The organism is Xanthomonas sp. CFBP 7698, from assembly GCF_003600855.1.
Classification (GTDB): domain Bacteria; phylum Pseudomonadota; class Gammaproteobacteria; order Xanthomonadales; family Xanthomonadaceae; genus Xanthomonas; species Xanthomonas cannabis.
Map to the genome: position 1 here is coordinate 222,106 of NZ_PRDN01000004.1, position 23,380 is coordinate 245,485.

Annotated in this window: 16 protein-coding genes; 10 read left to right on the forward strand and 6 right to left on the reverse strand. The window is 64.9% G+C overall.

Features of this window, described 5'->3' with window-relative positions; translation table 11 throughout:
- Positions 1–96 precede the first annotated feature (96 nt).
- A complete protein-coding gene (dnaA, locus tag XnspCFBP7698_RS16815) occupies positions 97–1,425 on the reverse strand; it encodes a chromosomal replication initiator protein DnaA (RefSeq protein ID WP_039564809.1) in 1,329 nt (442 codons plus the stop codon).
- 242 nt (positions 1,426–1,667) lie between these two features.
- Between dnaA and rpmH the strand changes: the two genes are divergently transcribed.
- The 4 genes from rpmH to mnmE all read left to right on the forward strand — a co-directional run bounded on the left by rpmH (position 1,668) and on the right by mnmE (position 5,833).
- On the forward strand, positions 1,668–1,808 hold the full coding sequence (gene rpmH, locus XnspCFBP7698_RS16825; protein ID WP_002805908.1) for a 50S ribosomal protein L34: 141 nt from the start codon (positions 1,668–1,670) through the stop codon (positions 1,806–1,808).
- A gap of 38 nt (positions 1,809–1,846) precedes the next feature.
- Positions 1,847–2,284 (forward strand): ribonuclease P protein component, encoded by a 438-nt coding sequence (gene rnpA / locus XnspCFBP7698_RS16830; RefSeq protein ID WP_081419453.1) that lies wholly within the window; start codon positions 1,847–1,849, stop codon positions 2,282–2,284.
- 25 nt (positions 2,285–2,309) lie between these two features.
- Positions 2,310–4,034, forward strand: coding sequence for a membrane protein insertase YidC (gene yidC, locus XnspCFBP7698_RS16835; protein WP_104581519.1), 1,725 nt, complete (start codon positions 2,310–2,312; stop codon positions 4,032–4,034).
- A gap of 458 nt (positions 4,035–4,492) precedes the next feature.
- Positions 4,493–5,833, forward strand: coding sequence for a tRNA uridine-5-carboxymethylaminomethyl(34) synthesis GTPase MnmE (gene mnmE, locus XnspCFBP7698_RS16845; protein WP_104581521.1), 1,341 nt, complete (start codon positions 4,493–4,495; stop codon positions 5,831–5,833).
- A 108-nt stretch (positions 5,834–5,941) separates the two neighbouring features.
- On the opposite strand, the gene XnspCFBP7698_RS16850 is transcribed toward mnmE, so the two are convergent.
- Both XnspCFBP7698_RS16850 and XnspCFBP7698_RS16855 read right to left on the reverse strand, forming a co-directional pair.
- On the reverse strand, positions 5,942–8,986 hold the full coding sequence (locus XnspCFBP7698_RS16850) for a TonB-dependent receptor (RefSeq protein WP_104581522.1): 3,045 nt from the start codon (positions 8,984–8,986) through the stop codon (positions 5,942–5,944).
- A 756-nt stretch (positions 8,987–9,742) separates the two neighbouring features.
- On the reverse strand, positions 9,743–10,603 hold the full coding sequence (locus XnspCFBP7698_RS16855) for a phosphatase PAP2 family protein (RefSeq protein ID WP_104581523.1): 861 nt from the start codon (positions 10,601–10,603) through the stop codon (positions 9,743–9,745).
- 196 nt (positions 10,604–10,799) lie between these two features.
- On the opposite strand from XnspCFBP7698_RS16855, the gene XnspCFBP7698_RS16860 reads away from it, so the two are divergent.
- Both XnspCFBP7698_RS16860 and XnspCFBP7698_RS16865 read left to right on the forward strand, forming a co-directional pair.
- A complete protein-coding gene (locus tag XnspCFBP7698_RS16860; RefSeq protein ID WP_104581524.1) occupies positions 10,800–13,115 on the forward strand; it encodes a TonB-dependent receptor in 2,316 nt (771 codons plus the stop codon).
- 238 nt (positions 13,116–13,353) lie between these two features.
- A complete protein-coding gene (locus XnspCFBP7698_RS16865; protein WP_146093276.1) occupies positions 13,354–14,454 on the forward strand; it encodes a glycerophosphodiester phosphodiesterase in 1,101 nt (366 codons plus the stop codon).
- A gap of 85 nt (positions 14,455–14,539) precedes the next feature.
- Here the strand turns inward: XnspCFBP7698_RS16865 and XnspCFBP7698_RS16870 are convergent, their stop codons facing one another.
- Positions 14,540–15,328 carry a rhomboid family intramembrane serine protease gene (locus tag XnspCFBP7698_RS16870; protein ID WP_104581526.1) on the reverse strand — a complete coding sequence of 263 codons (789 nt, stop codon included), beginning with the start codon at positions 15,326–15,328 and terminating at the stop codon, positions 14,540–14,542.
- Between the two features lie 345 nt (positions 15,329–15,673).
- A complete protein-coding gene (locus XnspCFBP7698_RS16875) occupies positions 15,674–16,630 on the reverse strand; it encodes a TerC family protein (RefSeq protein ID WP_104581527.1) in 957 nt (318 codons plus the stop codon).
- Between the two features lie 264 nt (positions 16,631–16,894).
- Here XnspCFBP7698_RS16875 and XnspCFBP7698_RS16880 point away from each other — a divergent pair, with 264 nt between their 5' ends.
- Both XnspCFBP7698_RS16880 and XnspCFBP7698_RS16885 read left to right on the forward strand, forming a co-directional pair.
- Positions 16,895–18,061 carry a class I SAM-dependent rRNA methyltransferase gene (locus tag XnspCFBP7698_RS16880; RefSeq protein ID WP_104581528.1) on the forward strand — a complete coding sequence of 389 codons (1,167 nt, stop codon included), beginning with the start codon at positions 16,895–16,897 and terminating at the stop codon, positions 18,059–18,061.
- A 118-nt stretch (positions 18,062–18,179) separates the two neighbouring features.
- Entirely contained in the window at positions 18,180–18,500 is a 321-nt protein-coding gene (locus XnspCFBP7698_RS16885; RefSeq protein ID WP_104581529.1) for a hypothetical protein, read from the forward strand.
- Between the two features lie 63 nt (positions 18,501–18,563).
- Here XnspCFBP7698_RS16885 and XnspCFBP7698_RS16890 read toward each other — a convergent pair whose 3' ends face one another.
- Positions 18,564–20,417: an Svx/AvrXca family virulence/avirulence protein gene (locus XnspCFBP7698_RS16890; protein ID WP_104581530.1), complete on the reverse strand. Its 1,854-nt coding sequence runs from the start codon at positions 20,415–20,417 to the stop codon at positions 18,564–18,566.
- Positions 20,418–20,728: 311 nt separating this feature from the next.
- Between XnspCFBP7698_RS16890 and XnspCFBP7698_RS16895 the strand changes: the two genes are divergently transcribed.
- Together XnspCFBP7698_RS16895 and XnspCFBP7698_RS16900 are read left to right on the forward strand one after the other, a co-directional pair.
- A complete protein-coding gene (locus XnspCFBP7698_RS16895; RefSeq protein WP_104581531.1) occupies positions 20,729–21,967 on the forward strand; it encodes a dipeptidase in 1,239 nt (412 codons plus the stop codon).
- An 88-nt stretch (positions 21,968–22,055) separates the two neighbouring features.
- Positions 22,056–23,225 carry a glycerate kinase gene (locus tag XnspCFBP7698_RS16900; RefSeq protein ID WP_104581560.1) on the forward strand — a complete coding sequence of 390 codons (1,170 nt, stop codon included), beginning with the start codon at positions 22,056–22,058 and terminating at the stop codon, positions 23,223–23,225.
- Positions 23,226–23,380 lie beyond the last annotated feature (155 nt).

Here is a 23,380-nt window from a genome sequence, read left to right on the forward strand (position 1 = left end):
CCGGATTGCAGGGCAACGTTATCCACAGATTCTCCCGCATTTGACCCCAACTCATCCACGCTTTTTTCCACGTGGACCGCGATCGGCGTCAGTGCCTCATTCGCTGAGCTTGCGAATCAGCTTTTCCCAGTCCTCGCGGAGCTTGCCGTCGGCCTCCATCAAGGTGCGGATCTGCCGGCAGGCATGCAGCACGGTGGTGTGGTCGCGGCCGGCAAACGCATCGCCGATCTCCGGCAGGCTGTGTTCGGTGAGCTCCTTGGCCAGCGCCATGGCGACCTGACGCGGGCGCGCCAGCGAGCGCGTGCGGCGCTTGGAGAGCAGGTCCTTCATCTGCAGGCCGTAGTAGTCCGCCACGGTCTTCTGGATGTTGGGGATGCCGATGGCCTGCTGCTGGGCACGCAGCAGGTCGCGCAGCGTTTCCTGGGCGAACTCCACCGTGATCGAGCGGCCGGTGAAATTGGCGCGTGCCACCAGGGTGTTGAGTGCGCCTTCCAGGTCGCGCACGTTCGAGCGCATCTTCTTGGCGATCAGGAACGCCACGTCGTCGGGAATGTCGGCGCCGCGCTCGCGTGCCTTGGCCAGTACGATGGCCGCGCGGGTCTCGAAATCCGGCGGATCGATCGCCACCGACAGGCCCCAGGCCAGGCGCGACTTCAGCCGCGGCTCAAGACCCTCGACTTCGCGCGGGTAGCGGTCGCAGGTCAGGATGATCTGCTGGCGACCGTCGAACAGCGCGTTGAAGGTGTGGAAGAACTCTTCCTGCGTGCGGTCCTTGCCGGCGAAGAACTGGATGTCGTCGATCAGCAGTGCATCGATCTGCTGGAACTGGCGCTTGAACTGGTCCATCGCCTTGTCCTGCAGTGCGCGGATCATCGCGCTGAAGAACTGTTCCGAGCGAAGGTACATCACCTTGGCGCCCGGGTTGGCTTCACGCAGCGCGTTGCCGGCGGCAAACATCAGATGGGTCTTGCCCAGGCCGGTGCTGCCGTACAGCAGCAATGGGTTGTGCGCACGGTCGCCGGGTTTCTGCGCTGCCTGGATCGCCGCCGCCAGGCCAAGCTGGTTGCTGCGACCCTCCACGAAGTTGGCGAAGGTGTAGTGCGAATCCAGGTTGCCGGCAAACGGCACCATCGGCGCGACGCTGGGCGCACTGGGCGCGGCCACCGGTGCGGGAGCCGGCTCGGGCGCACGCGGGCGCGAACCCACCGCCAGCGCCACCTCGCCATTGCCGGCGAAGTAGGCCAGCAATTCGCGAATGCGCGGCAGGTACCGTTCGCGCACCTGGTCGACGATGAAGGCATTCGGGGCGTACAGCACGATGCTGTCGCCGCGGTCTTCGGCTTGCAGGGGTTTCAACCAGGTGTGGACATCCTCGGGCGGGAATTCGGCTTCGAGACGTTCCAGACAGCGGGGCCAAGCATCCATCAAAGTGTGATCATCAGTTGCTGGCTGCGGCGCGCAGCAAAGCGCCGTGCACGCAGCCCGGAAGTGAAAAGAGGATGGGCCAGCCTAGCACCGTGGGCAGGCTTTTCCCAGACTTATTCACAGGTCCATCCACAGGGTACATGCAAGCCCCTCATCGGCATGACGTGCAGGGAGTTGACCCGGGCTGTAGAGGTCCTATAGAATTTCCGGTTCTATTCGTCTCCATTCATGCAGAGGGCCCCATGGCCACCAAGCGTACTTTCCAACCCAGCAACCTCAAGCGAGCACGCGACCATGGTTTCCGCGCACGTATGGCAACCGCCGACGGCCGCAAGATCCTGGCTCGCCGCCGCGCCAAGGGCCGCAAGCGCCTGAGCGCTTGATTGCCGCGCCGCTCTCTGCGGCCGAGGCAAGTCCTACCGTGAACGCATCGAACCCGTGCAGGCGATTTCCTCGCTCTGCGCGGGTTCGTACGCGTGCGCAATATACGGTTGTCTTCGATACCGCACGTCGCACCTCGGACCCGCTGCTCAGCCTGCATTGGCGGACTGGCGATACGCCGCCGCGCCTGGGCATGGCGGTGTCGCGCAAGGTCGATACGCGTGCGGTTGGCCGCAACCGCATCAAACGCGTGCTGCGCGATGCCATGCGTCACCTGTTGCCCGAGCTGGCCGGCGGCGATTACGTCATCGTGGCGCGCTCGGCAGCGGCGAAGGCGACCAATCCACAGATTCGCGACGCCTTCCTGCGTCTGCTGCGCCGCGCCGGCGCATTGCCCCTGCCTGCTGCGCCCGGCACAATGCCGCCCGCCAGGACGATGCACCCATCCTCCCTTTCCCCGACAGAGCCGGAACTGTAGTTCCGACTGAGCGAGTTGCTGCCCGATGAACCAGACCCGTGTTTTCCTGATTTTTGCCTGGCTGATGGTCGCGGCGCTGCTGTGGATGGAGTGGGGCAAGGACAAGGCAGCTGCCAATGCGCCCGTTGCAGCGGCCACGCAATCGGTCCCGGCCGCGCGTGATCTGGATGCGGCAGCGCCGAGCGCCGCCAATGTGCCCGCTGCCCAGGCCATTCCGCAGGCCGGCGCGCCGGGCACGGTGCCGGCGACCAGCAGCACTGCCGCGACGCCGGCGGCTGTCGGCGCTGCACCGGTGGTGACCCTGACCTCGGACGTGCTGCGCCTGAAGCTGGATGGCCGCAGCGTGCTCGATGCCGAACTGCTGCAGTTCCCGCAGACCAAGGACGGCACCGCGCCGGTCAGCCTGCTGACTGAAGATCCGGCGCACCCGTATAACGCCACCAGCGGCTGGGCCAGCGAGCATTCTCCGGTGCCTGGCGTGGGCGGCTTCCGCGCCGAGCAGCCGGGCACCGCGTTCGAACTGGCCAAGGGCCAGAATACCCTGGTGGTGCCGTTCGTGTGGAATGGCCCCAACGGCGTGTCGATCCGCCGCACCTTCACCCTGGAACGTGGCCGCTATGCGATCTCGATCAAGGATGAAGTGATCAACAAGAGCGGCGCGCCGTGGAACGGCTATGTGTTCCGCAAGCTGAGCCGGGTGCCGACCATCCTCAGCCGCGGCATGACCAACCCGGACTCCTTCAGCTTTAACGGGGCGACCTGGTACAGCCCGCAGGAAGGTTACGAGCGTCGCGCGTTCAAGGACTACATGGACGACGGTGGCCTCAATCGCCAGATCACCGGCGGCTGGGTGGCGCTGCTGCAGCACCACTTCTTCACCGCGTGGATTCCGCAAAAGGACCAGGCCTCGCTGTACGTGCTGAACCAGGACGGCCCGCGTGACGTGGCCGAACTGCGTGGACCGGCCTTCACCGTGGCGCCGGGCCAGACCGCGACCACCGAGGCACGCCTGTGGGTGGGCCCGAAGCTGGTCAGCCTGATCGCCAAGGAAGACGTGAAGGGCCTGGATCGCGTGGTCGACTACAGCCGCTTCTCGATCATGGCCATCATCGGCCAGGGCCTGTTCTGGGTGCTGAGCCACCTGCACAGCTTCCTGCACAACTGGGGCTGGTCCATCATCGGCCTGGTGGTGCTGCTGCGTCTGGCGCTGTATCCGCTGTCGGCAGCGCAGTACAAGTCCGGCGCCAAGATGCGTCGCTTCCAGCCGCGCCTGGCGCAGCTGAAGGAGCGCTACGGCGACGATCGCGTCAAGTATCAGCAGGCGACGATGGAGCTGTTCAAGAAGGAAAAGATCAACCCGATGGGTGGCTGCCTGCCGCTGCTGATCCAGATGCCGATCTTCTTCGCGCTGTACTGGGTGCTGGTGGAGTCGGTGGAACTGCGCCAGGCGCCGTGGTTGGGCTGGATCCAGGATCTGACTGCACGCGACCCGTACTTCATCCTGCCGGTGCTCAACATCGCGATCATGTGGGCCACGCAGAAGCTGACCCCCACCCCGGGCATGGACCCGATGCAGGCCAAGATGATGCAGTTCATGCCGCTGGTGTTCGGCGTCATGATGGCCTTCATGCCGGCCGGCCTGGTGCTGTACTGGGTGGTCAACGGCGGGCTGGGTCTGCTGATCCAGTGGTGGATGATTCGCCAGCACGGCGAGAAGCCGAGCAAGATCATCCAGGCAAACGCCAAGTAATCGAAGAAGGCCCGCCGCAAGGCGGGCTTTCTGCATGCGGGCTACCAGCAGTCAGCGCCAGCGTCGCAATCCGGTTGTGTGGACTGCCGCCAGCAACCACATGCCGAAGTGGCATGTTGGCAGGAAACACCTTTAGAACCGGTCCCTCGTGCGCGACGGTCTATCGCACTGTAGGCGCTGCATGTGCCGTAGCTGGCGATTGCGCCAGGTTGCGCAGGGCGTACTCCACGTCTGTGGAGCTGCAACCGCAAGCAGCGGCGCTGTGCAGGCGCGCGCCGCTGCAGTCGCCTTGATCCGGCGACGCTGAGGAGCGGCATACAGGTGCCCGAAGAAACACGCGTGTCGAACACACATGCAGTTCGGCGCGACGCACGCGCCCGCAGTGCATCGTCGCCTGCTACCGCGCGGTTCTGAGAGCCGCGCTTATTCTTTTGCAATCCAGGTTGGAGCCAGCGCCCATGTCCTCAGCTACATCCACCATCGTTGCCATCGCCAGTGCGGCCGGGGTCGGCGGCATCGGGATCGTGCGATTGTCAGGCCCGCAATCGGTGCAGATCGCCGCAGCGCTGGGCGTTGCCGGCCTGCAACCGCGGCACGCGCGTTACGCACGCTTTTGCGATGCGCAGGGCGAGGTGATCGACGATGGCATCGCGGTGTGGTTCCGGGCGCCGCACAGCTTTACCGGCGAAGACGTGGTGGAGCTGCAGGGCCACGGCAGCCCGGTGCTGCTGCGCCAGGTGGTGGCGCGTTGCATCGCAGCGGGCGCCCGCCAGGCGCGCGCGGGCGAGTTCAGCGAACGCGCGTTTCTCAACGGCAAACTCGACCTGGCGCAGGCCGAAGCGATTGCCGATCTCATCGCCGCCAGTGATCTGCGTGCGGCCCGCGCAGCGCGGCGCTCGCTCGATGGCGTGTTCTCGCGGCGTGTGGATGCGGTGAGCGAGAGCCTGACGCGTCTGCGCATCCATGTCGAAGCGGCGATCGATTTCGCCGATGAGCCGCTGGACACGCTGGGTGGATCGCAAGTGCGTCAGGAGTTGACCCAGACACGCGCACTGCTGGCGCAACTGCTGCGTGACGCAGAGCGCGGGCGCAAGCTGCGCGACGGTTTGCATGCGGTGCTGATCGGCCCGCCCAACGCCGGTAAGAGTTCGCTCCTCAACGCGCTGGCCGGCAGCGACCGCGCCATCGTCACCGACGTCGCCGGCACGACACGCGACACCTTGCACGAGGCCATCCAGCTCGATGGCTTCGAGCTGACCCTGGTCGACACTGCCGGCCTGCGCGAGGGCGGCGATGCGATCGAGCGCGAAGGCATGCGCCGCGCCCGCGCCGAACTTGAACGCGCCGATCTGGCGCTGGTGGTGCTGGACGCACGCGACCCGCAGGCTGCACGTGATGCGATCGGCGATGCCATCGATGCAGTGCCACGCCAGCTGTGGATCCACAACAAATGCGACCTGCTGGCCGAACCCGCAGCGCTCGATCGCGATGCGGTCGCGGTATCGGCGGTGACCGGGCAGGGACTGGAGCAGTTGCACGTCCGCTTGCGCGAGCTCGCGCTGGACGACGCAACCGACAGCGTGGACGGCGAGTTCTCCGCACGCACCCGCCATGTGGAAGCGCTACGCCGCGCCGAACACCACGCAGACGCCGCCGACCTTGAGCTGGGTTTCGAGCAGCTCGAACTGGCGGCCGAAGAACTCCGCCTGGCGCATGCGGCACTCGGCGAGATCACCGGCAAGCTGAGCGCCGATGAATTGCTGGGTAAGATCTTTTCGAGTTTTTGTATCGGGAAGTGATGCGGTGCTGTGCAGCGTGCTCGCGATGAGCGATCCGCAACGGCTGGCGCAAAGGACACCGGCCTCTTTCGAGGCCGGTGTTGATGGAGCCGATGTGCAATCAAGCCATCAGAAGTCGTAACGCGCGGTCAGGCGGAACGAGCGCGGCGTCTGATAATTGCCGTCATTCAAATAGTTGGGGCTGATCACATCGCGGGATGCTTCACTGAACTCGTTGTACTCGGTGACGCGGTCGTTATTGAACAGATTAAACACGTCGAGCTTGATGCGCAGCTTGTTGTCGGCCCAGTTGGGGATGTATGCAGCCGCCAGATCGAAGGTCCAGGTCCACGGCGTACGCCCTTCATCGCCGCGCTGCCGTAACACGCGGGTGCCTTCAGCGTTCAAGCAATAGAAGCTCGAACCGCTGTAACCGCTGAGGTTGCCCTGGTCAGGCTGCGGAATGTCGTCCAGCGGGATATAGCCCTGGCAATTGACCGGACGACCGGACTGCAGCACCAGGTTCCCGCCGAACTGCCATTCCGGCGTGAGGTTATAGGCACCGAACAGCTTGAGGGTGTGCTGACGATCGTTTGGCGTCGGGCCATAGGTGCCATCGGTAAACAGACGGTGATCGAAGTCCTGCGTCAGGCCCGGATCTTCCTGTTCCAATGTGGAATTGACGTAGCCCTCAACATTGCCTCGCGTTCTGGCAAACGTGTATGAGCCCTGGAAGTTGAATTTCTCGCCGGTGCGCTCCCAGAAGAATTCCAGTGCGGTATGGATGCGTCGATATTCCGGAAGACCGAGATACGATGCCGGCAGGGTTGCCAGTTCCACTTCGCCATCGCCATTCAAGTCGACATTAAGCGTGACATCGCTGCCTGGGTTAAGGAAGTAGCAGCTCGGCACCGAACCCGGATCGAAATCGGGATAGCCGTTATCGGCGGCCCAATCGATCCAGGGATTGGTGGTGCAGGTATCGTCCATGCCCGACTTCACCTCGCGGCGAATCATGCGCACGCCTGCCATCCAGTTCTCGGTCAACTGCAACTGCCCACCGAGAATGACTTCGTCCTGATACATCGGCGAGAGATTGGTGGATGCAACCGATGCCGGGTTTGGCGCAACTAGCGAGCCGTTGGTCTGGGTAGCGCCGATCTGCGCACCCTGGCCAACCGGCCGGCCGTCGGCCTCGCTCCAGCCATTGACGAAGTACCAGTTGGACACGGTCGATTCTGCACCCGTTGCACGAATACTCGAGTTGGTTGCGACGGGGATGTAGTAGCGGCCTGCGGTGCCGAACAGCTTCAGGCTGGAATCGCCCAGCACGTCCCACGAAAAACCAAGTCGCGGGGCGAGCTTGTAGTCCGACTCCACCCAGGCGATACCATCGCCATTCTTGTTCTCGAATTTTTCGCCACGCAATCCGAGCACCGCGAGGAAGTCCTCGCTGATCTGCCAATTGTCTTCAAGATAGAAAGCGCTGTTGGTGTTTTCGTAGCTGGAGCTGCTGGTTTGATAGACGCGCGAGCGTGCATACAGTGCGCCGCGCGGCACCAGCTGACCGTTCACGGTGCGGCCCGGACGTCCGGCAAATGCGCCGGTGGCAACCGAATTATTGGGGACCAGGTAATAGGCCCAATTGATGCCGCCAGCATAGGTCTGGCCACGATGGCTGGATTCGTAGTTTTCCTGATCGACACCGAAGCGCAACCGGTGATCGCCCAGCACCCACTCGCCATCGACGCGGAAGGCCTTGCGGATGTCTTCGTCCGGCTCGGCATTCAGATCGGCGATGGTCGAAATCGTTCCCGGGTTGCAACCGATGTAGCGATCCACCGTGCTGGTGGTTAGTCCAAAGCTGTAAGCCCACGGGCACTCGCCGCCAGCCGGATTGGCCGGCAGGCGCGAGTCGATCAGGTTGCTCAGATAGCCGTACTGCGCCGACAAGGTGAAGTTGTCGGTGAAGTACCCGGTGTATTTCAGGATGCCCACCTTGCCGCCGTTTTCCATCTCATAGCTTTCGATCGGCGACTCGTGCCTGCCGACGTTGTAACGGTTATCGCCGTTGGCATCGAGGTTGTATTCGTAAGTGCGGTACTTGGTCTTGGCTTGGTTGTAGATGCCGGTGAATTCGACCAGATTGCTGTCGTTGATGTACCAATCGAGCTTGACCAGGCCTTGCGGCGTGTCATCGCGAACCTGCCGGCTCGTCAACGCGTAGAAGTTGTCTTCAGTCTCGCTGCGTCCCTCCACCATGGCGAAGAAGAACAGCCTGTCTTTGATGATGGGGCCGCTGGCATACGCAGAGTAAATGGTGCTGTCGAACTGATCGTCGCTGCGGTACTGGTACAGCGGGTCCGACGCGTCGGGGTCGCGTTCGCGGACGTTCTTACCTGCTGCCGCGCCCCAGTCCGGCGCCCATTCCACGCTGGCGCCGTAATGCCAATCATTGGAGCCGGACTTGGTCACGATGCTGACGATGCCGCCCAGCGAGCGGCCATACTCGGCGCCATAGCCACCGGTCTTGACCTGCAACTGCCCGATACCCTGGAACGGCACATTGGCAAACGACAGGAACGTGCGCATGTTGGTCACGTCGAAGCCGTTGATGTAATAGCCGTTCTCGGCCACCGACGAGCCGCCGAACGATGCGAGGTTGCCAGCACCCAGGCCGCTATCGCCTCGCACCGCACCTGGCGCCAACAGTGCAACCGAAGACACATCGCTGGCTACCGGCAATGCAATCATCTGCTCGGCGGTGAAGACCGTGGTGGATTCAACCGACGAGACATCGATGGGATTGAGCGCGCCGGTGCCGATCACGTTGACCCTGTCCAGCGTTGTGGCGTTACTTCCGAACACGACCTGCGAGCCGCTACCGACCTTGACCTCGACTTCGCGCGTCACCCCGTCGGCGGTGACCACGTATTTGCCCGGCGGCAGCTGGTTGAAGCTGAATCTGCCGTCGGACGCGGCGGTGACCGAACGGGTGACACCGGTCTGCGGGCTCTGAATGGCAATGGTGCTGCCTGGCTGCCCGCTACCGAAGATGGAACCCACCGAGCTCTGTGCCTGCACGCCACCTGCCACACACATGCCCAGGGCGAGGCTCAAGGCACTGCGCGTGATATTCCTGGACAACGAACTACGAACTCCTGGACGCGTCATTCCTCTCTCTCCTGATGAATTACGCACAACGACTTCGAAACGTGGGACTCGACTGCCCTGCAGCAGCTGAGGGGAGGTGCGCTTCAAGCGACAGCAAGCTGAACGGCTGTCATATTCCTGAAGGCTGTCTGAAGATTAACCCAGGATTTACGGGGATGTCACCAGTTGGGAACTTTCTTGTGAAACAGCGCTTTCGGGCCGGGTATCGCCGGGCAAACTCGTGTAAGCGAAGGCAACATTTGCCAGTCGTCCTCCGCTGTGGGCAGGCCGGGGGCTATCGCGGTAGCGAGTCGCTCATTCCTGAGCCGGGTGCATGTGCGGGTTTACAGCCGGACGGAGAGCATCGGTGGCTACGGGCGACCAGCGCGGCACGGCGTATGCTGCAGCTGATCTGAGGTGCAGTGTCGGTTGGCCACTGTGGCTCAGTACCGATGGAGTGGCTGTCGGCCGCAATCAGCAGCTACAGGATGGCTGTTGTGCCCAAGGGCGCAGATGCGCGGGACAAGCCGAATGGATCGAGGGAATCGGTATAAGCCAACGACGCGGCAGTCACGCACCCGAACCCGCGACGCGGGCAAACGCGAGCGCGCCAGTTGCTGATGCACTACGTGCAGCTGTTCGAATGCTATGAGCATGCTCATTGCTTTGTTGAAGCAGCATGCTCAGAGCGCACCGGCACCGTAAAAGCGTTGCAACCAGGCCCGCACATACGCCCGGCAAGGGGCGCCGGCCATTGAGCCGACGTTGCGGCGCTGGCTACATCACACCAGGCAGCGTCGTCTGCAGCGCTTGGCTTTCCGCATTGCACACGGCCACCGTAGATGCAGCCGCCTGTTTCGCCTGCGCCTTTTCGATCTCGCGACGGGCGGCGATCAGGTCCTTTTCGAATGCTGGGTTGCCGTGCAAGGCGGCGACAGTGGCGGCGCCCAGCATGCGGCCCTGGATGACATCGCTTTGCCAGTGCACATTGCAGACCAGGCGGCTGTCGCCGAAGGCGCGGCCGCGGGCGAGCAGGGCATCGCGGTGGGCGGGGGCGATTTCCGACAGGATCAGGCCCCAGGTCCAACCGATGGCGGTGTGGCCGGAGGGGTAGGAGCCGTTCTTGCGCAGGGCCGCGTCGTCGGCGGGGGTGCACATCGGTTGGTCGTTGCGCATGAACGGGCGCGGGCGTTGGTAGCGTGCCTTGGCGGCGCTGGTGCTGGTGCTGGCATCGCGCATGCTGCGCTCGAGCATGCGCAGCAGATGCGGGGTGCTGGTCGGGTCGATCTGTACGCCGAGCGCGCAGCTGAAATGGCTGGCCGCGGCGGGGAAACTCAGCACCGCGTCCTGCGCTGCCAGGTCCCAGCGTGGGGTACCGCGCAACGCCAGCATGGCCTTGGCGACGGCCTCGTCGTTGGCGAGTGCAGCGCTGCCGTCCTGCGGCGGGGGCGGCACCAAGCGCAGACTGTCGGGTAGCTGGTCCTTATCGAGGTAGCCACGCACGTCGGTGGCGAGCACCGAATCCGCCGGTGTCGCCGCTTGCCGCGCACGCGCCATGCCGCCACTGCCGGCCAGCAGGGCGATGGCGGCGAGGCCTGCCAACGTCCAGTGGAAAGGGCGAGAAAGACGGTACGACATGAGGCGGATCCTTCAGGCAGCACAACGGAAGAGTCTGCAGATTACGACGTGCAGATGACAGCCGCATGCCAGCGCAACGCAGTGGTGGCGCGGCGGGCGCAGCGGTTGTCGCCGCACTGTCATCTGTGCGTCGCATCGGCGCAAGACAGCTGTCGCACGCTTGCCGTCATCTTTTGACTCGTCCCCCGTGCCGCCCATGCCCAAGATCCATCTCCTAAGTGCTGCCGTGTTCACCGCGCTCGTGCTGTCGCCAGCCGCGCATGCCGCCGATGCAGCTGGCGCCGTGTCTGCCGATGCCTCCGCCAGCCCGGCCACCGTGCAGCAGCTCGATGCGGTGTCGGTGATCGGCCAGGGCGAAACACGCCAGGTGCAGCGCATCACCCAGCAGGACATCCCGGTGTTGCCGCCCGGCACCAGCATCCAGAAGTTGCTCAACCGCATGCCGGGCGTGAACGTGCAATCCAACGATGCGTTCGGCGCCAACGAAGAATCGCAGACGATCAGCCTGCGCGGCTTCAACGGCACGCGCCTGGGCTACACGCTCGATGGATTGCCGTTGGGCGACAATGCCTACGGCAATTACAACGGCCTCAACATCAGCCGTGCGCTGATCGCAGAAAACTTCGGCGGCGTGGAGCTGGCCTCGGGCATCGGTGCGTTGGGTACGGCCTCCACCAGCAACCTAGGCGGCACCATTCAGTACTACTCGGCCGACCCGTCCAGCGTGTTTGGCGGGCAGGTGTCGCAGACGGTGGGTTCCGATGCCAATCGCCGCACCTTCCTGCGCGTGGATACCGGCGATTACAATGGGTTTTCTGCGTATCTGTCGGGTATCAACGCAGAGGCCGACATGTGGGCGCGCCCGGAATCGCCGACCACCACGCGGCAGTTCAACGCCAAGGGTGTGTATCAGTTCGATGGTGGCAAGCTGACCGCGTTCGCGGACACCTCGCGGACCTCGCAAGCCGATTATTCGTACCTGTCCAAGAGCGGTATGGCACGTGGTCTGGGCTGGGACTGGAACCTGTACGCGCCGGACTGGAACCGCGCCTTGGCCGCAGCGTATTGCGCGCCGGCCACGCGCAATGCAGCGCGTTGCGGTTTCAGTGGTGGCGTCGACAACATCGACGATGCGTATTACCAGAGCCGTGCGTTGCGCGACGACGACCTGTTCTATGTGGCCGGCGACTTCCAGCCCAACGATGCGATCAGCCTGCATACGCAGGTGTATCACCATGAGAACAAGGGCCAAGGCCATTGGTGGTCGCCGGGCCAGGCATCGAATCCGGGCACGCCGCAGGCATTGCCGATCTCCATCCGCAGTACCAATTACTGGATCAATCGCACCGGCGGCATCGCCTCGCTCGGTTGGGACTTGGGCCCGCATCATCTGGAAGCCGGCCTGTGGTACGAGCGCAATCACCACGATGTGGAGCGTAACTTCTACTGGATCACCGGCCCGGTCAGCGACGACAAGTTCCTGCAGAACCCCAACCGCCGCCTGTTCTCACAGAACTACGTGATCACCACCCGGCAGTTCTATGTGCAGGGCAACTTCAAGTTCTTGGATGAGCGTCTGAGCCTGGACCTGGGCATCAAGAGCCCGAGCACCGAAATGACCGCGCGCGAAACGCCGGGCGTGGCAGTGGAAGCGCCGGTGGCGACCGGCTCGCTCAAGGCCAGTGAGTCGGTGTTGCCGCAGATCGGGCTGGGCTATCGCGTTGCCGAGGGCCAGGAACTGTTTGCCTCCTATGCGGAAAACATTGCCGCCTTCCAGGGCGGTGGTGCCGGTGGTCCGTTGCTGGTGACACAGGCCTCTTTCGATGCAAGCGTCGGTGCACTGGAGCCGGAGAAGTCGCGCACGCTGGAAGCCGGCTACCGTTTCGTGCGCGATCGCTTCGAGGCATCGCTGGTGGGTTACGACGTCACCTTCGACAACCGCCTGCTCTCGCTCAACCCGTGCGCCAGCATCCAGCAGGGCACCACGCCGGCCTGCACCACGCGCTTTTTCAACGTGGGCTCGGTGAGCAGCCGCGGCGGCGAACTGACCGTGATCTGGAAGCCGACCAGCTACCTGCAGTGGTACAACTCGGCCTCGATCAACCGCTCTACCTACGACGACAACTACGTGCAGAACGGCGTAACTATTCCCACCGCCGGCAAGACCACGGTGGATACGCCCAAGCGCATGTTCGCCAGCGAAATTGCCTTCAATTACGCAAACTGGAACGTCAACCTGCGCGGCAAGTACACCGGTGAGCGCTTCTACACCTACACCAACGACCAGGGCTTTGGCGGCTACACCTCATTCGATGCCGGCGCCGGGTACGACTTCGGCCAGGTCGGTGTGCTGCAGGGGCTCAAGCTTTCGTTCAATGTCACCAACCTCACCGACAAGCGTTACGCGTCCAATCTCACCGCGTTTGCCAACAGCGATCCAAACGGGCGGCAGTTGGCGTTCCATGCCAGCGCGCCGCGGCAGTTCTTCCTGACGCTGGATGCGAAGTTCTGAGGACGGGAATCGGGAATTGGGGAATCGCAAAAGCGGGTCTTGCTGTTGCCTGCCGACGCCGATGTCCGTCGATGTAACCAGTTCTAGAGTGCTGACAAGACGTCACACGTGGTTGTCAGGCGGGTAGGGACGATACAGCGGAGCGGGATGTAGAGTCGTACATGCCGCATCGCTCGTCGGCCATGCCCGCGTGGCGATCATGCGGTGGTCTGCTAGCTGCTTTTCGTTGGAGACATGCATGATGCAGTTCGGTCGTCTTTGGTTGGTGGGAGCGATGATGGTCGGCGTGAGCGGCCCCGCAGTTGCAGAAGCGCCGTTGGCGAAAACGGTGCAGATCTTTGCGCACCGTGGCGCCAGCGCGTTGCGCCCGGAGCACACCCTGGCCTCGTACGCCAAGGCGATTGCCGATGGCGCCGATTTTGTCGAGCCGGATCTGGTGGCGACCAAGGATGGTGTGCTGGTGGCGCGCCACGAGAACGAGATTAGTGGCACCACCGATGTGGCCAGTCATCCGGAGTTCGCCGCGCGCAAGACCCGCAAGACCATCGATGGTCAATCGATGGAAGGCTGGTTCACCGAAGACTTCACCTTGAACGAGTTGAAGACCCTGCGTGCACGCGAGCGCTTGCCGCAGTTGCGTGGTACGCGCTGGGATGGGCAGTTCCAGATCGTGACCTTCGACGAGATCATCGATTTTGTCGCGGCCGAGTCGGCTGCCACCGGGCGCACGATCGGGCTGATCCCGGAGATCAAGCACCCGAGTTACTTCAGTGCGCTCAAGTTGCCCATTGAAGACAAGGTGCTGGCGACGTTGCAGGCGCACGCGTATACGCGCACGGCACCGGTAATCATTCAATCGTTCGAGACCAACAACTTGCGCTATCTGCGCAGCAAGATCGGGCGCACCAGCAATATCCGTCTGCTGCAGTTGCTGGGTGGCGCGCAGATGGCGCTGCCCGATGCCGGCGTCGATAAAGCACCCAAGACCTACGGGGAGATGATCACGCTCGATGGCCTGAAGCAGATCGCCGGCTATGCCGATGCGATCGGACCGGACATCCGCAGCATCATCCCGGTGGATGCGCAGCAACGCCTGGGCACGCCAACCAGCCTGGTACGCGATGCGCATGCGGCAGGCTTGCAGGTGCAGCCGTACACGTTTCGTCCGGAGAATTATTTCCTGGCCGCCAACAACCGCAGCAATGGCGCAGTGACCGAGCGCAATGACGCAGGAGCGTTGGCCGAACTCAAGGTCTACCTGGATGCCGGTATCGATGCATTCTTTGCAGACGATCCGGGTCTGGCGCGGCGTGCGTTGAGCGAGCATGCAGTGCGTTAAACGCTGAACGCAATGCGGTCTGTAGGAGCGCGCTTGCGCGCGATGACGCCTTCCCGATGACGCCCCATCGCGCGCAAGCGCGCTCCTACGTGCCTGGTGGGCGCTCGCGTGGCGGAAAGTGCAGCACCACGTTTTCCGAGCCGTCTTCCTGGCGTTGCCACAGCACCGGTACGCGTTGCGGCGGCGGCGGTTCCAGCACATCGCGTTCGGCGTTGCTCACTTCCCAGGCGGCGTCTTCGTCCTCGTCGTCCCAGCTGTAACGTGGCCTGGCCTGTTGTGGGTCGCGCAGGCGCAATAGCAGCGCGGCGATCAGGCCGGCCACCGCGCCACCCAGATGCGATTGCCAGGACACGCCGGCTTCGTGCGGCAGGATGGTCACCAGCATGCCGCCGTAGAACAGGAAGGCGATCATGCTGGTGGCGATCGCCGGGCGGTCGCGGCGCAGCAGGCCCAGCACGAAGACCAGAAACATCAGCCCGTGGGTGACGCCGCTGGCGCCCAGATGCCGGCTGCCGGGCTCGCCCAGCAACCACGCGCCCAGCCCCGAGCCCAGCCACAACAACGGCAGCGCCAGGGCGGTGGCACGCGGATACACGCTGCCGGCCAGCGTGCCCAGGATCAGCAAGGCGGCGGCGTTGGCGCCCAGATGCGCGAGCGAGCCATGCAGCAACGGTGCGGTGAGGATGCCGAGCAGGCCGTCGGCCTGCAGCGGCGCCACCGCCCAGGCGCGCCAGTCGAACATGCCCTGAGCGGTGAACACCGCCACCAGCAGCAGCACGGCGGCCAGGCTCACATTGAAGGCACGCAAGACCCGGGAACGATCCAGGCGAGCTTGGGTGGTGGTGTCGGCGGCGGCAACTGGATGCGAGGTCATACCTTCACGGATGGCGCCACCCGGGTTTTTTTACAAGCCTATCCGGCGCGGGATAAGCAGGCCCGGCGACGGGATAATCCAATCCCGGCGCCGATCGTTGGTGCATCAGCCTGCGCCGCATCACGGATGATCTGTTGCGTGGCTGCAGGGTCCTTGCCCGCCCACCATCGCGGGACACGCTGCAAGTACGTCCATGTAGCTCTTATGCGGCATCCATGCCACGTAAGGTCCCGCGACGGTGAGCGGGCAAGGACCTGTCGAGATGGTCGGTGCGCATGGTTGGGAGCAGTGCAAGGGCGCGGGCGTTCCCAAATCCCGAGGTCCCGAATGCCCAATCCCGGCCTCTCAGTGCCCAGCCACCTTGGGCGGGCGCAGCAGGCTCAGCACGATGGTGGCAATCAGGATCGTCACCACCACGGCCAGCGAGACCAGCACCGGGATCTTGTACAGATCGATGATCATCATCTTGATGCCGATGAACACCAGGATCACCGCCAGCCCGTACGGCAGCAGGTGGAAGCGGTCGGCCATGCCGGCCAGCAGGAAGAACATCGCGCGCAGGCCCAGCACCGCGAACACGTTGGAGGTGAGCACGATGAACGGGTCGGTGGTGATCGCAAAGATCGCCGGGATGCTGTCCACCGCGAAGATCACATCGATCACCGCAATCAGGATCAACACCACGAACAGCGGGGTAAACCAGCGCTTGCCGTCCTTGATCACGCTGAGCAGGTTGCCGTGGTACTGCGGGCTCAGGCGCAGGTGGCTGCGCATCCAGCGCAGTACCGGGTTGGCTTCCAGGTCCGGCTCCTTGCCGGCGGAGAACCACATCTTGATCCCGGTCAGCAGCAGGAACGCGCCGAATACGTACAGCAGCCAATGGAACTTGGCCAGCAGCATCGAGCCGGCGAAGATCATGATCGCGCGCAGGACAATCGCGCCCAGCACACCGATGATCAGCACGCGCTGACGCTGTTCTTCGGGGACGCCGAAGTAGGTCATCACCATCAGGAACACGAAGATGTTGTCGACCGCCAGGGATTTCTCCACCAGGTAGCCGGTGAGGAACTGCAGCCCGATCTGGTCGGCCTGCGCATCGCCCAGGCTGCCCTGCAGGTACCACCACAGCCCGGCATTGAAGGCCAGCGCCAGCAGCACCCAGCCGATGCTCCACCAAGTGGCTTCCTTGAAGGTGACCTTGTGCGCGCCGCCGTGGCGCATCAGCACCAGATCGATCAGCAGCGCGGCGATCACCACGACCCCGAAACCGCCCCATAACCAGACATTGCCAATGGTTTGCATAAAGAATCCCGAAAAAGTGAAACGACCTGGACAGCCGGTTGGGCTGAGGCCTTGTGACACGGAAATCGTGGATTCCGGGTGACGGACCTTCGCCTGCGCGGCGAAGGTCTCGCTCGCAACCGGCCTGGCCGGTTGCCGTTGCACCGGAGCGCTGCACATGGCGGGCTCGTAATGACGGCGACAACGTTGGGAGCTACTCCCCTTCTGCGCCCGATTCTGCGGGCCGGAGGCAGGCACGTCAATCCAGCCGGATACAATGGGCCGATGAATACTCCAGTCCCTACCGTCCGTCTCAAGAATGCCTGGCGCTCCAGCCACCCGTGGATCTTCCAGAAGCTGGTGGAAAAGCCCGCCGCCAAGCCCAAACCCGGCACCATTGTCGAGGTGGTCGGCGTGGATGGCGAGTGGATCGGCCGCGGCTTCTACAACGGCCATTCGCGCATCGCCGTGCGCATCCTGGAAACCGATCAGTCGGTGCCGGTGGATGCCGGCTGGTTCTCGCGCAAGATCGCCGCGGCAGTGAGCCTGCGCCGTGACTGGCTCAAGCTCGACGCCGTGTCCGATGCCTGGCGCGTGGTGCATAGCGAAGGCGACGGTCTGTCGGGCCTGGTGGTGGACCGCTACGGCGACCTGGTGGTGGTGGAGTTCTTCGCCGCCGGCATGTTCCGTCACCGCGAATGGATCTACGAGGCGCTGCGCGAGCAGTTCCCGGGCTGCCGCTTCCACAGCTTTGCCGACGAACACGTGCAAAAGCAGGAAAGCTTCGATTTCCACAGCAACACCACTACGGAAGCTGCGGTGATCACCGAGCACGGCATCAAGTTCCGCGCCGACCCGGCCGGCGCGCACAAGACCGGCTTTTTTGCCGACCAGCGCGACAACCGCCAGTGGCTGAGCGAGCAGGTGGAAGGCAAGACCGTGCTGGACCTGTGCTGCAACACCGGCGGCTTCGCGGTGTATGCCGCCGCGCGCGGTGCCAGCGAGGTGCTGGGCGTGGACATCGACGAAGACGTGATCGCCATTGCCAAGGGCAACGCCAAGCTCAACAACGTGCGCCCGAAGTTCGTGCAGGCCGACATCTTTCCGTGGCTGCGCGATGCGTCCAATCGTGGCGACCAATTCGATGTGGTGATCCTGGATCCGGCCAAGATGACCCGCGACCGCGAGCAGGTGATCCCGGCGCTGAAGAAATACCTGGACATGAACAAACTGGCGCTGGGCGTGGTCAAGCCCGGCGGCCTGTTCGCCACGTTCTCGTGCACCGGCCTGGTGGCCGAGCAGGAGTTTCTGGACATGCTGCGGCGCGCGTCGTATTTCTCCGGGCGCACCATCCAGATCCTGAAAGTGGCCGGCGCCGGCCCGGACCACCCGTTCATGGCGCACGTGCAGGAATCGCGCTACTTGAAGGCGGTGTTCTGCCGCGTGGTGTAAGCGCGCTTCGCGGCTGAGGACGCGGTTTGCCGCCTTGCAGGAAGCGTCTTCAGTCGCGCGATGCGATCGCCGGCAAGTAAGGATTCAAGGTAGACATCCAACCAGGAGCCGGCAGCCGATGACGTCCAGCGACGAAGACGAACGCAAGGCCTTGCGCCGCTTGCTACGCGAGATCGAACGCCCCAATGCCAGCCTGCTGGCCAGCAACTGGCCGGTGTTCGGCGTGTGGCTGCTGTTTTCCGGGGCTTTCATGTACCTGTTCCAGAGCGGCGCAGGCTCGCCGCTGCACCCGCTGGTACTGGCGCTGGGCTCGACCTGCCTGGGCGTGTTCGGTGCGTGGATCGTGTTCCGCTCGGTGTGGGCGCGGCAGTGGCCGCACGTGCGCGAGCACATTGATGTGGACAGCGTGCGCGCGCGTCTGGCCGAACTGGAGGATTGAGCTGCAGCACGCGCGGGCTCGCACGCGTGCTGCAGGTTGCAAGCTCATCGCCCCGCTACGGACTCACCAACCCGCCGGTCGTGCGGTGATCTCCGGCACCGCCTGGCGCAGGTCGGCACCGAATTCGGGGTTACGCATGGTCTGCGCATCGGCATAGCCGTAAAACACGCCTTGCGTAGGCGTGGTGCCTTCGCGCAGCTCGATGTCGCCACGCACCTGGGTGGTGCCGGCAATGTTCACCGTGCCGAAGGCGCCCGGCCCCATGAAGCTGGTGTTGGCCTGTGCGTTGCCACCGATGGTGGCGCCCGGATGCCACACGGTGATGCCACCGAGCACCGCATTGCCCTGCACGGTGCCGCCCATGACGGTGGCGCGGCCGTCGATGCGGGCGTTGCCCAGCACGCTGCCGGCCAGCACCCGCGCACGCGGGCCCACATAGGCGGTGGAGGCGACATTGGCGGTATTGGCGACCCAGCCGCCACCGTTGGCGTGGCGACGCCCCACCGGGGTGGGCGTGGGCGCATTGGGCTGGCTGCCGGCCGGCGCGGCGTTGGTCAGCGTCACGCTCCACGGATAGCGGTAGATCGCGTAGTAGGACTGGTCCCACTTGATCTGCTGCATGCTGCCGGGCGCGCCCATCACCATCAGATACACCGCGCGGTCGCCGCTCTGCAAGGCCACCGTAACGCTGGCCTTGGCGCCGCCTTGCAGGGTGCTGTAACGCGCCTTGCCGGCACTGTCGATGGCCACCACGCCCCAGCGCCAGTCCGAATCCGGGTTGGGGATGCTGGCGGGGTCGTTGAGCAGGCCGGGCAGGCCGGTGACCGCCGGCGCGCTTTGCACCTGGCCTTCGAAGGCGACGCTGATGCTGGTGGCGCCGCTGGCAGGCATCAGCTGCACCAGGTTGTAGCCCCAACGCTGCGGTGCCCACTCGAACGGCACGCGATAGCGATTGGCTTGCCCGGATACCGGGTCGAGCACGGTCATGCGCAAGGCGCGGTCGCGGTTGTCCCAGTCCTGGGTGCGCTGCGGGTCGAAGGACAGGTTGCTGCCATAGCGCGCGCGATACACCGCGCCCTGGTCGCTGCCGTCTGGATTGGTGTAGTCCCAATTGACGTTGCGCATGGCCCAGTCGCCCAGCACATCGTTCAATTGCGCCTGCGTCCAGCCCATGTTTGTCTTGATCACCGAGAACGGATCGGCGCTGCGCCGCGCCGGGTTGTCGATGCGCGGCGACTTGCTCCATAGGTCATTGATGATCGAATAGCCGTAGCGGTTCTTCAGGTACTCCATGAACTGCCAGTTGCAGTAACGGTCGCGCGTGGAGCCCAGATACAGATGCGGGTAGTTCACCAGCATGCTCGAGCAATGCACGTCGCTGCTGTGGAATTCCGGCAGCTGGTGCGTCATCCAGTTGGCATGCGATTCCCAGATCCAGCCGGTGTACTCCGATTCCTGCAGGCCGCCGGCCTGGTACTGCAAGGCGTGGGTGAGCTCGTGCGCCAGGCCCCAGTGGTCGCGCAGCGCGGCCGGTGCCATCCACATGCCCATGCCGCCGCTGCCGGTGGCCCCGCCGCTCAGGCCGAAACTCGGATCCAGATGCAGGTTGGCCTTGTACTTGGTACCGGCGTTGCAGAACGGCTCGGGAAACTGCAGGCGGTTGATGAAGGTGTCCCAGACCGTTTCCAGATGCTCGCCGGCCGCGCGCAGGTCGGCGTCGGACACGCCGCTGCCGTTCCAGCGGAACGCAAAATGCGCGGTTTCGTAGCGCACCGGCGGCATGCCGACCTCATTGACGCGCGCCACCCAGGAACCGGCGGTGCAGGCCGCGCTGGCGCTGGCGGCCGCGCCCAGGCCGGCGGCGATCAGGCCAAGGGTGAGCAGGCGCCGGGGGAGCGCACGCGATGCAATGGACATGGTTGGATCTCGCAAAAAGAAGGGGATTGGGGCGCACACCCGCACGACACGCGCGCAAGGCGTGGCGGTGGGCGGGGATCGACGGGGTGGGGTGCCGCCAGCGACGGCCGCGCAAGTGTGCGTAGCGTCGAACGTGGCGCAATTACTTTGCTGATGTATTTTTCATAACTGCAACGTGCTCGGCGCTTACGGTGTGGCGATGGTTGGACTTGCGCGCATCACCGCGGCGCGAGCAACGCGCGGCGCGCGCAGCTGGCGCGTGGGTTCGCTGCAGCTATGATCCCGAGACCCCCACCAGCCTGCGAGCGCGCATGAACCTGCAACTGCTGTGTACGGCCGTGTTGTTGAGCCTGGCCGGCTCGGCGCACGCGCTGGAGTTCTCCAGGGCCGAACTGGCGCGCGCCACTGCCCTGCAACAACGCCTGGTCACCTTGGATTCGCACCTGGACACGCCGGCCAATCTGGAGCGCGCCGACTTCGATGTGCTGCAGGCGCATGCCGGCAACCGGCTGTCGCAGGTGGATTACCCGCGCATGGTCGCAGGCGCGCTGGATGGCGGGTTCTGGGCGGTCTACACCGGGCAGGGCGATCGCAGTGCAGCCGCGCACCTGGATGACCGCGACGCCGGTCTGCAGCGCTTGCTGAAGATCCACACCCTGGTGGCCGCGCAACCGCAGCGCTTTGCACTGGCCACCGTGCCGGCCGATGCCGCGCGCATCAAGGCCGCCGGCAAGCGCGTGGTGTACATCAGCATGGAAAACGCCAGCCCGCTGGTGGCCGACCCGACGTTGCTGCGCTTCTACTACGCGCAGGGGCTGCGCTTGATGAGCACCGTGCACTTTCTCAACAACGAGTTCGCCGACTCGGCCACCGACCCCAAGGGCGCCGAGTGGAAGGGCCTGAGCCCGGCCGGCAAACAGCTGGTGCAACAGGCACAGGCGCTGGGCATCGTGATCGATCAATCGCATGCCTCCGATGCGGTGTTCGACCAGTTGATCGCGCTGTCGCCGGTGCCGATCGTGCTCTCGCATAGCGGCGCGCGCGCGGTCTACAACCACCCGCGCAACATCGACGATGCACGCCTGAAGGTGCTGGCCGCGCATGGCGGGGTGATCCAGGTCAATTCCTACGGCGGCTATCTGGTGGACAGCGGGGCCAGCCCCGAGCGCAAGGCCGCCGAAAAGGCGCTTACCGACCAGTACGGCGGCTGGGAGCACATCAAGATCGCCGACGGCACCAGGCTCAGCGCCGCGCTGAAGGAACTGGATGCGCGCTATCCGATCAAGCGCGCGACCGAAGAAGATTTCTTCGCCCATCTGGAGCATGTGCTCAAAGTGGTCGGGCCCGAGCACGTGGGCATCGGCATGGATTGGGATGGCGGCGGTGGCGTGGTGGGGCTGGACGATGTCTCCGACCTGCCGCGCATCACCGCCTGGCTGCTGCGCAAGGGCTATACCGAACAGCAGATTGCCGGCATCTGGGGCGGCAATCTGTTGCGGGTGATGCAGCAGGCGCAGGACTACGCGGCCACGCGCGCCAGGGCCGGATAGGGATGGCCTGCGCGTTGAACGCCGCCGTATGGACACCCAACCCGCGCACGGCCGGCTGGGTGCGTCCGCCGCGGGCAGGTGCACGTCGGTGAGGGTGGTCATCGCCCCCGATGCGTACAAGGAAAGCCTGCCCGCGCCGGAGGTGGCCGCGCAGATCGAAGCCGGCTTTCGCCAGGTCTTCCCGCACTGGGACTACCGCCAGGTGCCGATGGCCGATGGTGGCGAAGGCACGGTGGATGCGCTCATCGCGGCCACCGGCGGGCGCAGGATCGAGTGCACCGTCAGCGGCCCGCGCGGTACGCCGGTGCAGGCCTTTTTCGGGATGACCGGCGACGGCCGCACCGCAGTGATCGAAATGGCCGCCGCCAGCGGGCTGGCCCTGCTGCCGCCGGCGCAGCGGGCACCGCTGCAGACCAGCACCGCCGGGGTGGGTGAGCTGATCCTGGCCGCGCTGGATGCCGGCGCGCGCCACCTGATCCTTGGCATCGGCGGCAGTGCCACCAACGACGGCGGCGCCGGCATGGCGCAGGCGCTCGGGGTGCGGCTGCTGGATGCGCACGGCCTGCCGGTCGGCCCGGGCGGTGGCGCGCTGGCCGCGCTGGCCCATGTCGAGGTCGACGGCCTGGACCCGCGGCTGCCGCACTGCCGGATCGAGGTCGCCTGCGATGTGGACACTCCATTGGTCGGCCCGACCGGTGCCTCGGCGGTGTTCGGCCCGCAGAAGGGCGCCACCCCGGCGATGGTGGCGCAGCTGGATGCCAACCTGCAGCACTACGCCGATGTGCTGCAGCGCGCGCTGGGCGTGCGCCTGCACACACTGCCTGGTGCTGGCGCGGCCGGCGGACTGGGCGCAGGCCTGGTGGCCTTCCTCGGCGCGCAGCTGTGCCCGGGCGTGGAGCTGGTTGCCCAGGCGCTCGGCCTGGAGGCCGCCATCGCGCAGGCCGATCTGGTGATCACCGGCGAAGGCCGTCTGGATGGCCAGAGCGCACGCGGCAAGACCCCGGTCGGGGTGGCGCAGCTCGCGCAGCGGCATGGCATCCCGGTGATCGCCATTGCCGGATCGATCGGCCACGCAGCTGCGCAACTGCATGGCCATGGCATCGATGCGATGTTTGCGGTGGTGCCCGGCGCCTGCCCCCTGGAGCAGGCCCTGGCCGATGCCGCCGGCAACGTCCGCCGCGCCGCGCGCAACGTGGCGGCGGCGGTGCAGCTTGGTGGCACGTTGGTGCAACCGCCTGCGGCCGCGCGCCCTGCTTGAGGACCGCGCCCAGCGCGACGCGTCCGCACCGGTCGGGGCAATCGAGAGGATCCGCTGGCTGCGTCGATGGCGCAGACCCATCGATCGTCAGCGACACCCAAGGGCGCCTGCCGCAGGGACGCGGCGCGCAGCGCATTCTGTGATTTGCCCACGCA

Bases quoted from the DNA above. Each gene is read 5' to 3' on its own strand.
- yidC (WP_104581519.1), top strand. From the start codon at position 2,310: ATGAACCAGACCCGTGTTTTCCTGATTTTTGCCTGGCTGATGGTCGCG.
- XnspCFBP7698_RS16855 (WP_104581523.1), bottom strand. From the start codon at position 10,603: ATGTCGTACCGTCTTTCTCGCCCTTTCCACTGGACGTTGGCAGGCCTC.
- XnspCFBP7698_RS16885 (WP_104581529.1), top strand. From the start codon at position 18,180: ATGACGTCCAGCGACGAAGACGAACGCAAGGCCTTGCGCCGCTTGCTA.
- rpmH (WP_002805908.1), top strand. From the start codon at position 1,668: ATGGCCACCAAGCGTACTTTCCAACCCAGCAACCTCAAGCGAGCACGC.
- XnspCFBP7698_RS16850 (WP_104581522.1), bottom strand. From the start codon at position 8,986: ATGACGCGTCCAGGAGTTCGTAGTTCGTTGTCCAGGAATATCACGCGC.
- XnspCFBP7698_RS16860 (WP_104581524.1), top strand. From the start codon at position 10,800: ATGCCCAAGATCCATCTCCTAAGTGCTGCCGTGTTCACCGCGCTCGTG.
- dnaA (WP_039564809.1), bottom strand. From the start codon at position 1,425: ATGGATGCTTGGCCCCGCTGTCTGGAACGTCTCGAAGCCGAATTCCCG.
- XnspCFBP7698_RS16890 (WP_104581530.1), bottom strand. From the start codon at position 20,417: ATGTCCATTGCATCGCGTGCGCTCCCCCGGCGCCTGCTCACCCTTGGC.
- XnspCFBP7698_RS16895 (WP_104581531.1), top strand. From the start codon at position 20,729: ATGAACCTGCAACTGCTGTGTACGGCCGTGTTGTTGAGCCTGGCCGGC.
- XnspCFBP7698_RS16865 (WP_146093276.1), top strand. From the start codon at position 13,354: ATGATGCAGTTCGGTCGTCTTTGGTTGGTGGGAGCGATGATGGTCGGC.
- XnspCFBP7698_RS16870 (WP_104581526.1), bottom strand. From the start codon at position 15,328: ATGACCTCGCATCCAGTTGCCGCCGCCGACACCACCACCCAAGCTCGC.
- XnspCFBP7698_RS16880 (WP_104581528.1), top strand. From the start codon at position 16,895: ATGAATACTCCAGTCCCTACCGTCCGTCTCAAGAATGCCTGGCGCTCC.
- XnspCFBP7698_RS16875 (WP_104581527.1), bottom strand. From the start codon at position 16,630: ATGCAAACCATTGGCAATGTCTGGTTATGGGGCGGTTTCGGGGTCGTG.
- mnmE (WP_104581521.1), top strand. From the start codon at position 4,493: ATGTCCTCAGCTACATCCACCATCGTTGCCATCGCCAGTGCGGCCGGG.